The 13106-nt window shown below is 59.0% G+C and carries 13 protein-coding genes; 8 read left to right on the forward strand and 5 right to left on the reverse strand.

Features of this window, described 5'->3' with window-relative positions; genetic code table 11:
- Nucleotides 1–128 precede the first annotated feature (128 nt).
- The 4 genes from VGN12_01490 to VGN12_01505 are packed head-to-tail and all read left to right on the forward strand — an operon-like array spanning nt 129 to nt 4397.
- On the forward strand, nt 129–1091 hold the full coding sequence (locus VGN12_01490) for a deoxyhypusine synthase family protein (protein HEY4308096.1): 963 nt from the start codon (nt 129–131) through the stop codon (nt 1089–1091).
- Between the two features lie 20 nt (nt 1092–1111).
- Complete coding sequence (locus tag VGN12_01495; GenBank protein HEY4308097.1) at nt 1112–2065, forward strand: hypothetical protein; 954 nt, start codon at nt 1112–1114, stop codon at nt 2063–2065.
- A 43-nt stretch (nt 2066–2108) separates the two neighbouring features.
- Nucleotides 2109–3623 (forward strand): PQQ-binding-like beta-propeller repeat protein, encoded by a 1515-nt coding sequence (locus VGN12_01500; GenBank protein ID HEY4308098.1) that lies wholly within the window; start codon nt 2109–2111, stop codon nt 3621–3623.
- A gap of 45 nt (nt 3624–3668) precedes the next feature.
- Complete coding sequence (locus VGN12_01505) at nt 3669–4397, forward strand: SDR family oxidoreductase (GenBank protein HEY4308099.1); 729 nt, start codon at nt 3669–3671, stop codon at nt 4395–4397.
- A gap of 14 nt (nt 4398–4411) precedes the next feature.
- Here the strand turns inward: VGN12_01505 and VGN12_01510 are convergent, their stop codons facing one another.
- Together VGN12_01510 and VGN12_01515 are read right to left on the reverse strand one after the other, a co-directional pair.
- The gene (locus tag VGN12_01510; protein ID HEY4308100.1) at nt 4412–5743 is read right to left on the reverse strand and encodes a PepSY domain-containing protein; all 1332 of its coding nucleotides are present in this window, start codon (nt 5741–5743) and stop codon (nt 4412–4414) included.
- A 170-nt stretch (nt 5744–5913) separates the two neighbouring features.
- Entirely contained in the window at nt 5914–6087 is a 174-nt protein-coding gene (locus VGN12_01515) for a hypothetical protein (protein ID HEY4308101.1), read from the reverse strand.
- Between the two features lie 58 nt (nt 6088–6145).
- On the opposite strand from VGN12_01515, the gene VGN12_01520 reads away from it, so the two are divergent.
- From VGN12_01520 to VGN12_01530, 3 genes are all read left to right on the forward strand, one after another.
- Nucleotides 6146–6688: a DUF4112 domain-containing protein gene (locus VGN12_01520; GenBank protein HEY4308102.1), complete on the forward strand. Its 543-nt coding sequence runs from the start codon at nt 6146–6148 to the stop codon at nt 6686–6688.
- 260 nt (nt 6689–6948) lie between these two features.
- Nucleotides 6949–7074, forward strand: a complete 126-nt coding sequence (locus tag VGN12_01525) for a hypothetical protein (GenBank protein HEY4308103.1) — start codon at nt 6949–6951, stop codon at nt 7072–7074.
- A 129-nt stretch (nt 7075–7203) separates the two neighbouring features.
- On the forward strand, nt 7204–9564 hold the full coding sequence (locus tag VGN12_01530) for a mechanosensitive ion channel domain-containing protein (protein ID HEY4308104.1): 2361 nt from the start codon (nt 7204–7206) through the stop codon (nt 9562–9564).
- A 27-nt stretch (nt 9565–9591) separates the two neighbouring features.
- Here the strand turns inward: VGN12_01530 and VGN12_01535 are convergent, their stop codons facing one another.
- The 3 genes from VGN12_01535 to VGN12_01545 all read right to left on the reverse strand — a co-directional run bounded on the left by VGN12_01535 (nt 9592) and on the right by VGN12_01545 (nt 12491).
- The gene (locus VGN12_01535; GenBank protein HEY4308105.1) at nt 9592–10281 is read right to left on the reverse strand and encodes an HAD family hydrolase; all 690 of its coding nucleotides are present in this window, start codon (nt 10279–10281) and stop codon (nt 9592–9594) included.
- A gap of 89 nt (nt 10282–10370) precedes the next feature.
- On the reverse strand, nt 10371–11084 hold the full coding sequence (locus tag VGN12_01540) for an ROK family protein (GenBank protein HEY4308106.1): 714 nt from the start codon (nt 11082–11084) through the stop codon (nt 10371–10373).
- 225 nt (nt 11085–11309) lie between these two features.
- Entirely contained in the window at nt 11310–12491 is a 1182-nt protein-coding gene (locus VGN12_01545) for a hypothetical protein (GenBank protein ID HEY4308107.1), read from the reverse strand.
- 211 nt (nt 12492–12702) lie between these two features.
- Here VGN12_01545 and VGN12_01550 point away from each other — a divergent pair, with 211 nt between their 5' ends.
- The gene (locus VGN12_01550) at nt 12703–13083 is read left to right on the forward strand and encodes a hypothetical protein (protein ID HEY4308108.1); all 381 of its coding nucleotides are present in this window, start codon (nt 12703–12705) and stop codon (nt 13081–13083) included.
- Nucleotides 13084–13106 lie beyond the last annotated feature (23 nt).

Consider the following 13106-nt stretch of genomic DNA (forward strand, 5'->3'; position numbering starts at 1 on the left):
CGCCCTCCCTGGAAGGGAGGGAATTAATCTGCTACTACGAGCCTGGGTCGATTGAACTCGCCGCGTGATTGCCGTGGTTGGCATAGCGGATCGAGTCTCGACAGGCGCACCTGGGAGGGCTTTGCGGAATGTCGATTTCGAAATTCATGGATCATCACTTCCGGCACTTTAACGCCCGGGAGACCGTCGAGGCATCGCGCGCCTGGAAAAAGCATCTCGACGAGGGGGGCAAGATGCTTCTAGCCATGGCTGGCGCCATGAGCACCGCCGAGTTGGGCATTTCCCTGGCCAAGATGATCCGCGCCGGCAAGGTTCACGCCATCAGTTGCACGGCCGCCAATTTCGAGGAAGACATTTTCAATCTGGTCGCGCATCGCGACTACTGCATGGTGCCGCACTATCGCGACCTGTCGCCGGACGACGAAGTCGCGCTGCGCGACAAGGGGTTCAACCGGGTGACCGACACCTGCATCCCGGAAACCGTGATCCGGAGCATCGAGGGGAAGCTGCTCGAGTATTGGAGCGAAGCGGCCGAAAAGAACGAATCGTACTTCTCGTACGAATACTTCTATCGCCTGATCAAGGACGGTGTGCTGGAAAAAGTGCGCCACATTCCCAAGGAAGATTCCTGGGTGTGGGCCGCCTACGACATGAAGATCCCCATCTACACGCCGGGGTTCGAGGATTCGACGCTGGGCAACATTTTCGCGGCCCGAGTTCTAGAAGGGCGCGTCAAAAGCCACAACGCGATCAAGAGCGGCACGGCGCAGATGGAGCACCTGGTCCGCTGGTACCTGGAGACCGTCGAAAAGTCGCAGATCGGCTTCTTCCAGATCGGCGGCGGCATTGCCGGCGACTTTGCGATTTGCGCGGTGCCGTTGATCATCCAGGACCTGGAAAAAGACGTCAGCCTGTGGAGCTACTTCTGCCAGATCTCGGACTCGACGACTTCATTCGGCTCGTACTCAGGCGCGGTACCGAACGAAAAGATCACCTGGTGGAAGCTGGACCGCGACGCCCCGAAGTTCATGATCAACTCAGACGCCTCGATCGTGGCGCCGCTGATGTTCGCGTATGTGATGGGGGAGTAGCGGCGCTCGGAGCGATTCGTGTGGAACTCGCCGTTTACAATCTTGAGTTTCCGCTTAACTGCAAGACGTTGTCCATTTGTGGCGACGAGTTCTCGCGGGTAGTGGATTACCCGAGTCGATTTCGCGCATTACAGCACCTCGTCAGCGTGCATGATCCAGAGGGCTCCCGGGAAGTCTGCACCGGCGGCCACGCCCACACGGCGAATGCCACGACGCCAAACCCTATCCCTCCCGCAGCGATTTCATGGGGCTTCGCACATGCGACGGCGCTGGATGATATCCTATTGCTGCTTAGCCTATTTACGCAGCGAGATGTATTCGTTGTCGACCTGTCGCGGTTCGGCGATAAACCATTTGCAATACTCGCAGATCCTCGCTGTTTTCCGTGGGGTGGCGTGCTCAGTTGCTCTGTTCCGTTTAAGGGATTTAACCCGACAGATAATCCAACTGACGAGGTCGACATCGGCTTGTTAGAGCAACTTCCCAAAATCTACGAGCGACTGAATGACGAGAAGTGGCGGAAAGGCTATAGAAACGGTTATTTCCTCGTTTTGCTGAAAATCGCCATGCAGCAGCGATCGCTTGAAATTGCGTTCTCACAATGTTGGACCATTTGGGAGCATTTATTCGCGTGTCTAAATGATGCGTGGATGTCAAACGCGTCTATCGAACGTCTAAGTGCGAAGGAGAAGATCGCTTTTCTGTTAGTGCATTTCGGAGTTCGAGTCGAACTTCAGAAGCATGAAAAATCGCGCCTCGATGATCTCGTCGCAATTCGAAATCGACTCGTTCACTACGGTCGTTTCCCAGATAGAGATTTTGTCCGACAAGATGCAGAGATGTTTGTACGAATTACGGAATACGTTGCGGCTAAGATTCTGGGGCTCTATCCGTCGAATGTCTTCAACACGGTGGAACGACTCGAAGAATTCCTTAGCGCTCAAAAGCGCGTGATGAAAACCGGGCATCCTTAAACGTCGACCGAAACCGATCCATGGTTAGCGGGAGAGTATCAAAATGTCGCGAAAACTGTTCATCGGATTTGCTTTTTGCCTAGTCGCGCTGACCGACGCCGCGCGCGGCGCGGATTGGCCGCAGTTTCGCGGGCCGGGCGGTGCGGGATTGACCGACGAGTCGAAATTGCCAGCCCAGTGGAGCGTCGATAAGAATATCCGTTGGAAGGTCGAGATCCCGGGCGTCGGCTGGTCCTCGCCGGTGATTTGGGGAAACAAAGTCTTCATCACCACGGCCATCACGGAGAATCAGAAAAAGCCTGCTCAGTTCACGTTCGGTGGTGGTCGACCGGGAGGCGAGCGTCCTGACGGTGATCGTCCGGATGGTGAACGACCAAGACGCGAACGTCCCGCGGCCGACGATGCGAATCCGCAAGACGCGCCCGCAGATCGGCCGAGCCCGCCCGCGGATGGCGACGGTCCCAAGGGAGAAGGCCGCCGGCGCCGCGGTGGCGGCGGCGGAGGAGGTGGTGGATTCGGCGGCGAGAAGCCTGATGCCCTCTACCGTTTCGAGGTCTATTGCCTGGATCGCAACACGGGCGACGTTCTCTGGAAGCAACTCGCCGCCGAGCAGAAGCCGGCGATTCCCACGCACAGCACCAACACGTATGCCTCGGAGACGCCCGTCACCGATGGAGAACATCTCTATACCTATTTCGGCATGACGGGCTTGTTCTGCTTTGATCTCAATGGGAAGCATATCTGGAGCAAGGATCTAGGCGTTTATCCGATGTTCTTGGGCTGGGGCACAGGAAGCTCGCCCGTCTTGGCAGGCGAAAACCTGATCGTGCAATGCGACAACGACAAGGAATCTTTTCTTGTGGCGCTGGATAAGAAAACCGGCGATGAGAAATGGCGAGTCTCGCGCGAGGACAAGTCAGGCTGGTCGACTCCCTGCTTGTGGCGCAACAAGGTACGCACCGAACTAGTCGTCGCTTCTCCGAAACGTGCCGTTTCGTACGATCCCAAAGATGGCGCCGTGCTGTGGGAAGTCGAAGGCTTCGTGGGCCGATGCGCAGCGACGCCGGTGGGAGATGACGAGCGAGTCTATCTCGGTACCGGCGGTGGCATGGCAGGCAGCGGTCCCTTGGTAGCCGTGCGGGCCGGCGCGGCTGGCAAGTTCGCGCTTGCCGCCGGAAAGGAACAGCCTGAGCAGATTGCCTGGAAGCTGCCAAAAGGGGGCCCACCGATGGCTTCGCCGCTGGTCTACCAGGGATATCTGTACATCCTGGAGGAACGAGGCGGATTGCTGAGCTGCTATGACGCCACCGACGGCAAGCGCGCGTACCAGCAACGTGTTCAGGGCGCGAAGGGCTTTACCTCCTCGCCGTGGGCGAACGATGGCAAGGTCTTCTGCCTGGACGCGGGCGGCGAGACGTTCGTGATTAAGGCTGGGCCCGAGTTCGAACTGCTCGATGAAAACAAGCTCGACGAAATGTGCTGGGCCACGCCAGCCGCGGCCGACGGTACAATTTTCCTGCGCACCACGGATCACCTGTGGTGCATCAAATCACCGTGAGCGCCTGGTGCTGATGGCTGACAGGACATTCGCAGGCAGGTACTCATGAGCAGTGCAAAAAAGACAGCCATCGTGACCGGCGCTTCGCAAGGCATCGGCGCCGGAATCGTGAAAGCGTTCGTCGAACGGGGCTTCAACGTCGTTGCCAGTTCCCGTCGAATCACGCAATCCGCGGAGGTCACAGCCTCGGACCATGTCGCGCTAGTGGACGGAGACATTGGCGAGGCAACGACCGCCGCGAAGATCGTCGAGACGGCGCTATCGCGTTTCAAGTCGATCGATGCGTTGGTCAATAACGCCGGGATTTTCTTCACGAAGCCGTTCACCGAATATACGGCCGAGGATTTTCAGTCGCTGGTCGGGACAAATCTCGAAGGCTTTTTGCACGTCACGCAGCTTGCGGTCAAGCAAATGCTCGCGCAGAAGACCGGCGGGAGCATCGTCACGATCACGGCGGCCCTGGCGCGCAATCCAATCCGAGGCGTCACGGCGGCCGTGCCGATGATCACCAAGGGTGGCCTGGAAACCGTGACCCAACACTTGGCGATGGAGTACGCCAAGGACAATATCCGTGTGAACGCCGTCGCGCCCGGCGTCGTCTACACGCCGCTGCACCGCGACACCCCCCAGGAGATGATGGTGCGGCTCTCGCCGATGGGTCGCCCTTCGACGGTCAAGGAAATTGCGGATGCGGTCATGTTTCTGACCGACGCCGAGACCGTCACGGGTCACATCTTGTACGTCGATGGCGGTGCGCATAGCGGCTGCTGGTAGCGGCGTGCGATCGGCTAACTCCACACGCGTCGCAATCGCGACACGAAGAACTCGCCCACCAGCACCGCCACCACGGACAGCCCCATCGCGGGCAGAAACAGGCAGCAGGCTGTGACCGTGGCGACCAGCCAGCGCGGACGGCGGCTGTCGATCCGGCGCGGCAGGCCGAGCGTCCCCCGCGGGCGGCGCTCCCACCACATCCAGGCGCCGGTCACTGGGGAAGTTATCAAGATTACGCACGTCAGCAGCCACAGAATCTTCGACGGCATTCCCAAAACCGAGCCGACGTGCAGTGCGAAGTTCCACGTCCCGAACCAGTACAAAGGTTTGGCCTCGCTAATCGAGCGATCGGCCAGGACCTCGCCCGTGGCGCGGTCGATGAATAACATCCGATGCACCTGCGGTCCGTAATTGCCGCTGCCGAACACCATGTACACCGCGTTCGGAGCGCGCGGAAACCAGATATTCAACGACTTGCCGGGCATCTTCTCGTGCCCGATCTCGATGAACCGGTCGATGGGCAGGTCCTTGGCCTCGGGGGGCGACTTGCACAGCATGGGCTTGCTGAACATGTCGGACGATTCGGTCTTCTGCGACGCGTACTGAAATCCGTATCCCCACACGTACGTGTAAATCAGCCCGGTAAGGGCAATCACGATTGCGACAATCGCCACGTAGATGCCAGTGACGGTGTGCAGGTCGCGCAGCACAACGTAGGGCTTCTTGCGCAGTCGCGGCAGCCAGACGCCCCACGGCTGATTCCACTTGTGGGGCCACCACAGGTAAATGCCCGTGACCGCCAGGACGATTGTCCAGCAAGTGGTCAGCTCGACCATGATCCGGCCCGTAGTACCGAGAAATAACGTCCGGTGCAGCTTCAGAACGATTTCGAAAAAGTTTCCTTGCTCGATCGACCCCAGGTACTGACCTCGATACGGATCGACGTAACCGAATTGAAACTTCTTGTCGAACATCGCGAAGGCCGTCGCGCGCCGCGGGTCGGCGAATACCTGCATAAGGCCGATGCGTACTGTCTCGGACGCGGTTGCCTTGGCCGCCGCCATTTGCTGCTCGTACGAAACACGTTCCGTGGCCGGCTCGACATACGTGACGCCGGGGTACAAGACCCCTTCTAGTTCATCCTTGAAGATGTACGGCGCACCGGTCGCGGCAACGACGATCAACACCGGCGCGACGATCATGCCCGCGTAGAAATGCCATCGCCAGACGACACGATACAGTTGATCGCCAATGGCGGGTCGAGGGCGATCCGTCGGTGGCGGCCTGGTCGATCCAACTCCATCACGCGGGGTCGCTGACGCAGGCTCTAGTGAAGCGGTGCTCATCGGTAACTCGTGGTCTTTCGAAAACAACGAGGCAAGGATCTTTTCCTTGGTCCGTCTAAGCGCGTGATCGAGGCGGGTGTGCCAAGGCTGGCTACGGTGGGCCGTTGGGCAGGTAACTGTCACTTCATGATGACCGTCCAGCGTCCGGCGATCAATAAGAGCGGCCCCCGCTACGAACCGGCGGGGTTTAAGTTCTCCCAAATCTCACGGTCCGGCCCGCGAATAACCAGATAGCCATGCGATGCGGTGCCGATCAGGCTCTGGACCGGGAGATTCGTCTCGGGCAAACAGGACTGATCGGCCAATTCCGGCGTCGTCCGGACGCAAGCGCGTTTAGCCGGCATGGTATATGCATTTCCCTTCGACAGAACCCAATTTCCCGCAAACATCGAGAAACAATATATGCAATCTGCAAGCGATCGCGTCATCCGTGTGCCTGTCACGTTGCTGCGAGGACGCGGCAAGAGCGTCGAATCTTCCGACCGCCAATTGGCCGATCTGCAGAAGATCGCCGACTGGATGGATACGGCGTTCGAGATTCCCGGACTCGGCATACGTTTCGGGTTGGATGCGCTCTTGGGACTGGTGCCGGGCTTGGGTGACGCGATAACGTCGCTGGTTTCGCTGTACATCATTGGGATGGCCAGTCGCCACGGTTTGCCGCGCGTAACATTGATGCGCATGGGAATGAACGTGGCCCTCGATTCGCTGCTGGGCGCGATCCCCTTTGTCGGCGACCTGTTCGACGTCTATTGGAAATCGAACCAGTGGAACGTGGCGATTCTACGCCGGCACTTGGAGGCCCTCCCTCATGAACGCAGAAAGGCGCGCGGCTCGGATTGGCTATTCCTCGCGGGCCTGGCGCTACTGCTCGTGCTGGCCGTGACCGGGGCGGTTGCGATTTTGGTATTTGCCGTCCAGGGAATCGGCCGGCTGTTTCAGTAGCCCGCAGAGTTGATGTAATCGAACGGTAGAACGGACGGCCAAAAAGGCCGCCCCCAGGCGGTCGTCCCGAGCCCACCCTCTGGCGGATTGCCGGCCAGTCCTGCGCTCGTCGCATTTCGAGCGTTCGGAGGGGTGCAAGGGCTGTTTTCCGAGCGTTCGGCTGCGAATCGGGTCTCGGTACGCAGTTTGCAACTACCCGTTTTGTTTATCCAGACGAGAGCGAGTTGCCCCGGGGAATCTGCATTTTTTGGGAGACAATCATGGACGCCTTGTTATCGACGCTACCCATCGCGGCCGCTGACTACTCGTTGGTCTACCTGCTGGGAGGGGGAGGGATTGGCGGAGCCATCGTCGTGTACCTCGTGGCCAAAATGATGGGCCGGTAACGAAAATCCGTCGGTCCTGCCGACGATGCGCGACGCCGTCTGGACGATGACTTTATGCAAAACCCACCGTTTCGACGTTTGCTCCAACAAGCGTATGGTCAAGCTCGCTTGGTCGGGCGTACCTCGGTTATGCGACTTAGCCTCTACAGTTTCGCGTTCGTCGGAGTGCTAGCCGCGACATCGAGAGGCGACTCCACGGCAGATCCTAAAAGTGGCGCCATCGCGCTCGAGCAACAGCGCGCTGCGGTAGCCACCGAGATCAGTAAGCTCGACGGAAATCAATCCGGGAGCGGCGGGAACGCCGAGACATCCGGGGCCAGCGACGAGCGACTCAACCAGTTGCGGGCCATTGATGCCCTGTACGCCCAGCACAAAGTCCGTCTGCAGGAAAAAGAGCAACTCGAGACGGAAAAGAAGCGAATCGACCACGAGATCGATTCGCTCGACAAGTTCGAGCCTGATGAACCAAAGCCGTATTCGTTTCTGCTGTGGGATGGGCTGAAAGATCAATTGGCCGTCGAACAAGAGCGGGAAAAAGGGTTAACAGCCGACGGCAAGACTGCGAAAAAACAGCTCGCCTCCGCCCATCAAGCGCTCGACCAGGCGAAAGCCGAAGTGCATCCCTCAGGGGACGGCGACGCGGCTTCCGCGCCTAAGAAGGCGGAGAGTGATCTTTCCGATCTGAAGGTTGAGCAGGAGCGGGCTCAGGTAGCGCTGCGCGAAGCAGATATCGAGGTTTACACGCTACGCACGGCGATTTGCCAGGCAAAGCAGAAGGAATTATCTAAGAAGATCGAAGTCGTTGGGAAAGAGGTGGCATTCTCGGCGGCCGACCGGGACAAGCAGTTGGATGCGATCGCTCTTGAGGAATCCCGGCTTAAGGCGCAGCGCGGCACCGCCCAGCGTCAGCTACAGCAGTTAGAAGAAAAGCAGCGCGCGACCGAGACGCAGTTGAGCGCTGACAAGGCACAACCGGCCGAGAAAGAGGCCGCGGCCGAAGCGTGGCGTGGCGCGGCCGATACTTGCCAGGCCGAGGTCGTGATCCTGGACGAACGGATCGAATGGCTCGCGCGGCTGCGCAAATACTGGCGGCGCCGTTTCGAAGTGGCAACGACAAAGCCTGAGCCAGCGAAACTGCAGCAATGGCACGAAGAGCTATCCGAATTCCGTGACGAGTTGCATGACAATTTGCGCTCATTCGACAATCGGCAGCATTCGGCGGCCACCGACAACGACAAAGCGAAGCCGGCCCTCGCCTCGACACCAACGAAGCTCGCGCCGCCGCCGTTCGAGGATAACGCCGTCATCAAGGAGTGGCGCGCTTTGAACGAGGCGCAACGGCACGAGCTGGCCGAACTCTGCGCTGCCAGCGTCGTCGAAGGGCAGGCCGCACTGCGCTTGGTCGATCGCTTCGAAAGCGAAATGAAAGAGAAAGCGCCGACCGAAAAGCAAGGTTGGCTCGCGGCCACGGGCCTGAGTCGGTTATTAGGTGAAAAGGTCGTCGGCGAAGAGAAGGACGGCGTCACCCTGGGAACGCTCGTTATTCTGTTGATCTACGTGGTAGGCGGAGTCATCAGCGCCTGGGCTGTAAGTCGTCTGTTTCGCTTCTTTGTCCTACGGCATTTTCGCTTTCATCGCGGTAAGACCGACGCCATTCATTCGATTCTGTTCTATACGCTTTGCGCCGCTTTTGGCGTGATGGCATTTCGCGTCTTAAATATTCCAATAGCGGCATTCGCCTTTCTGGGAGGCGCCATTGCGATTGCCGCCGGCTTCGGCAGCCAGGACATCATGAATAACTTCATGAGCGGTATCATCCTGCTGGCCGAGCAGCCGATTCGTGTCGGTGACGTCGTGACACTTGGCAGCACGTCCGGCGTAGTGCTGCATATCGGGCTGCGCAGCACGCGATTGCAAACCGAGGCGAATTACGAGGTGATCGTGCCGAACAAGTCGTTGTTGGACGAGCAGATCACTAACTTCACGCTCTCGGACAATATCGTGCAGTCTTCGTTCGCCATCACAGTCGATCGCGAAACCAAGATCACTGAAGCCAAAGAGCAGATTCTGAAAACCGTGTTTGCCCATCCCGAGGTCGTGAAGTCGTTGCACCCGCTAGTGCTAGTGAAAGAGATCGACAACTACTGGCTGATCTTCGAGGTTCGCTTTTGGATACAGTACAACAGTTTCCAGCAATGCGCCCGGGTGCAAAGCGAGATCATGGAAGTCCTGGGTGATATCTACCGACCGCTGACGGACGAAGAGAAAGAGGCGAAGGCCGCCGCGAAGAGAGCTACTGACGCGACGAGTGAGGTCTCGGAAGAGGAAAACAGCCCGGCCGAGGATACCGCGTCAGTGCCTGAGTGCAATCGCGATGAAGCCGATCAGGGCGCCTTGCAAGCGGCCCAAGCGAAGAACATGATTCGCAAGCTAGGCCGGAAGGTCGCGAAGAGTTCGCCGCTCGGGAAAGTTATCGGGCAAGCGACCTAAGGCGGGAACGGTTGCGATCTTGATAAGTTATCGCACTCCTTTGAGCATCGCCAAATCATCGGCCACGATCTGATCGATCAATTCCGTCACCCCGGCACCGTGGTCGCCGACGGTTACCAGGTCCGCACGCTCCTTCAGGCTGGGCAAGGCATTGGCGACGGCGACCGACACCGCGCACATCTCGAGGAAGGCATGATCATTCTCAGCGTCGCCCACACCGATGCAGTTATGCGGCGAGATTTCAAGATCCGATAGCGCGGCACGCAAGCCCGTGGCTTTGTTCACTCCCGAGGGGAGGATCATCACCGCCCCCTTGTTAAAGATCACGTGCAGTTCCAGGCCCAGGTCCCGAATGACGTGCAGAACGGTCTCTTCGTGCGGATGCCAGGTGGCAACAATCGTGCGCCCGACCGACAAGGGCGCAACGTGGCGCTCGGCCAGGGTCGTCAAAAGGCGTGGCTCGGGCGGGGCGCACAGCAGGCGTTCCTCGCCTGTCTTGGGAAAGTACAGCAGCCCGCCGTTTTCCGCCACGATCCGATCGAACGTTTCGAGCTTGGGAAAAACGTGCTGCAGGTCTTCGATTTCTCGCCCGGTGACCAGCATCAGCTTTCGGCCCGAAGCGCGCAATCGATCAAACGCGGCCATCGTCGCTTCGTCGACGTGCCCGTCTTTGGCAATTGTGCCGTCGTAATCGCAAGCCAGTAAGAGATATCGCACGCAGGCCTCTTCGGAGAGATAACGGCGATCAAGATATTCGAGGCGATCAGCGCGCCGCCGTGAGAAAAGTTTCGATCGACATTCGTCGATCAGCCGGCGGTTGCCGCTTGCGCGGGGATTAGCGACAAGCTGGCTTCGTGGACCGGTTCGGGATGCCACATCTTCAGGCCGCCAAAATAAGCGTTGTGGCTACCGCCGCGGCGGCAACCTTCTGGCAATTCGTTCAAGTGCTTGGCGTTCCCGCCTCCGAGCACTACATAATCAACCAGGAAAGCGGCCTTCAGCGTCGCGGCCGCTTCACACACAGCGCGGCGCCACGATTTTTCGCCGTGCAGTTCCAGCCCCTTGCGACTGAGATAATGCTCGAACGATTCGCCGCCGCAGAATTTCAAATGTCCCAGGGCCAACGGGGCGATGTGCCCTTCGCCCATATAGACGCTTCCCATGCTGGTCCCCAGCCCTAGATACAACATGCGTCCTCCCTCGTAACTGCCGAGGGCCTGCATGCAGGCATCATTCATGACGCGCGTCGGCGCGTTGAACGCCTTGGCAAAGTCGTAGCCCACCCAGCCCGGCCCGAGATTGTAGGGCTCGCTGGCGGGCAGCCCCTTCTCGACAGGCCCGGGGAAGCCCAACGACACGCGATCAACCGTCCGTCCGGCAAGATGCCTCTGGATCTCATCAACCATGCGATCCGGTGTGAGCGACTTGCCGGACGGGAATTTGATCTTGTCGGCCTCGCCCGTTATCCACAGCTTGACGTTGGTCCCACCGATATCCACCACCAGAACGTTGACTGCCATTATGGATCCCCCCCTTAAAGAGACTTGAAGACGACTTCAGAGTCTTCTGGCGAAGCGATTGCCTCGCGCGGCGACGCAACAAATGCGAAAGGCATGCCACGGTTCGGGGTGAAATGCGCAAAAGAGAACGTCGTGGGCGTTAAGGCGGAAAGGTATGGGAAGCGGTACGCTGCCGGCCACCGTGGCGGCGCAGCGACCATCCCCTTTTTGAGCCAGGTAGCCGAATCAGGCAGATAGCCGACGATGCGGCGTTTTGAAGCGGATGCTTGAGCGGGGGATGGAGGGCCTTGTTTTCCGGCCCGGCTTCAGCTCGCGCTTCATGCGATCCTGCAGAAGCACCAGGACGATTGCCTCCTCGGGCTTCAAGTGAGCCAATCCACGCCGTAGCTCACGTTCTGTTTGACGCCGCACGATGTCCATCAGCGACCGGTCCAAATAGGCGTCGATCACGGCAGGATGCACATAGCATTTGCGGCATACCGTCTTGGTATTACCTAACCGCTCTGCGACTCGTTCGATGGCTTGCGTGATGTTTCGCTTGGCCCGGGCGCCAGAATCGAAGTCCTCGAATTCCTGCAATGCCCGAGCGGCCAAGGCGGTACCGGCCCAGGTGCGGAAGTCCTTGGCACTGATATTCTCGCCCGAGATTTCGCGCAGGTAGTCGTTAACGTCGGCCGAACCGATGTCGCGCACCTGGCCATCTTCGTCAAGGTATTGAAACAGTTCCTGGCCGGGCAGATCCTGGCAACGCTTCACGATCCGGGCCAACCGGGGCGAACGCAGGTCGAGCGTGTGGTCGATGCCGCTTTTACCGCGAAAATGAAACAGAATCTTGCCGCGATTGATGTCGACATGCCGGTCGCGCATGGTCGTCAGACCGAACGAATTATTTTGCTGGGCATACTCGTCGTTGCCGACGCGAATCAACGTCGATTCCAGCAATCGAACCACCGTGGCCAGCACCTTTTCGCGCGCGAGACCGGGCTGGCGCAGGTCACGATCGACGCGCCGCCGAATGCGCGGTAATACGCCGGCAAAGAGTAATAGCTTGTCGTACTTGCTCTCATCACGTGATTCGCGCCAGCGGGCGTGATAACGGTATTGCTTTCGCCCCTTGGCGTCGCGCCCCGTAGCCTGCAGATGCGCGTTCGCGACGGGGGCAATCCAGACATCGGTCCAAGCAGGCGGGATCGCGAGCGCTCGAATCCGCGCCAAGGTCTCGGCGTCACGGATCGACTTCCCGTCCGGGAAACGATATGTAAACGCGCGGCCTCGAGACTTCCGGCGAATGCCTGGAACGTTGTCAACAAGATATTTCAGGCCGGCAGACTTCGCGCAATCGCGGGCGATGGATGCAGGGTCGCGCGGGGCGTCTGAAGGTCCTTTGGTAGCAGTTCCGTTACTCATGGGGTCAACCAGTTTCCCTAACTCCTGGCGCAGGAATAAGTAATTGATTTCCAGCTGTTTCGCTCCCCGACGCAAAAGACGTGCCTAAGAGGGCGCAGGTGAATGCCGGCCATTGAATAACGCGGCTCGATGGCGCGCAATTTGCCCAAGTTGGACACGAGAGTGCCAACCGATCTTTAAGCGTCCAGGGCGATTGATGAGGAGGGGGACGATGAAGTTTCTCATGTGCGCAGTACTCATGTTCGTCTCGTCCGACGACAAGCGGGGCGAAGACTACGCGTTCACCGGGCCCTGGAAAACCACCAATCGCAAGCTGGACGGAGTCATGAACTGCATTGCCACTCCCCTGGCGAATCAAAAATGGGAGGCGCGCTTCTCAGGAACATGGCAAGGAGTCGACTTTGATCACAATGTGACGTTTCAAGGGCCGCCTGATGATCTGCGCGGCACGGCGATCGTCGACGGCGCGTCGTATCAATGGCGCGGGCGGATCGATGCCCAATCGTTTCGCGCAAATTTCACGGGCGACCGCTACGAAGGCTCTTTTGACTTAAAGAGGACGAGACTGCCCTTCGCCCAGGCAAAGCGTTAGGATAATCGCGACGTTAAGTTCTA

Source organism: Pirellulales bacterium (assembly GCA_036499395.1).
In the GTDB taxonomy this organism is placed as follows: domain Bacteria; phylum Planctomycetota; class Planctomycetia; order Pirellulales; family JACPPG01; genus JACPPG01.

Excerpts from the sequence above, each read along its gene's own strand:
- VGN12_01515 (HEY4308101.1), bottom strand. The coding sequence starts at position 6,087 with ATGCCGGCTAAACGCGCTTGCGTCCGGACGACGCCGGAATTGGCCGAT.
- VGN12_01545 (HEY4308107.1), bottom strand. The coding sequence starts at position 12,491 with ATGAGTAACGGAACTGCTACCAAAGGACCTTCAGACGCCCCGCGCGAC.
- VGN12_01550 (HEY4308108.1), top strand. The coding sequence starts at position 12,703 with ATGAAGTTTCTCATGTGCGCAGTACTCATGTTCGTCTCGTCCGACGAC.
- VGN12_01525 (HEY4308103.1), top strand. The coding sequence starts at position 6,949 with ATGGACGCCTTGTTATCGACGCTACCCATCGCGGCCGCTGACTACTCG.
- VGN12_01530 (HEY4308104.1), top strand. The coding sequence starts at position 7,204 with ATGCGACTTAGCCTCTACAGTTTCGCGTTCGTCGGAGTGCTAGCCGCG.
- VGN12_01520 (HEY4308102.1), top strand. The coding sequence starts at position 6,146 with ATGCAATCTGCAAGCGATCGCGTCATCCGTGTGCCTGTCACGTTGCTG.
- VGN12_01510 (HEY4308100.1), bottom strand. The coding sequence starts at position 5,743 with ATGAGCACCGCTTCACTAGAGCCTGCGTCAGCGACCCCGCGTGATGGA.
- VGN12_01500 (HEY4308098.1), top strand. The coding sequence starts at position 2,109 with ATGTCGCGAAAACTGTTCATCGGATTTGCTTTTTGCCTAGTCGCGCTG.
- VGN12_01490 (HEY4308096.1), top strand. The coding sequence starts at position 129 with ATGTCGATTTCGAAATTCATGGATCATCACTTCCGGCACTTTAACGCC.
- VGN12_01505 (HEY4308099.1), top strand. The coding sequence starts at position 3,669 with ATGAGCAGTGCAAAAAAGACAGCCATCGTGACCGGCGCTTCGCAAGGC.
- VGN12_01540 (HEY4308106.1), bottom strand. The coding sequence starts at position 11,084 with ATGGCAGTCAACGTTCTGGTGGTGGATATCGGTGGGACCAACGTCAAG.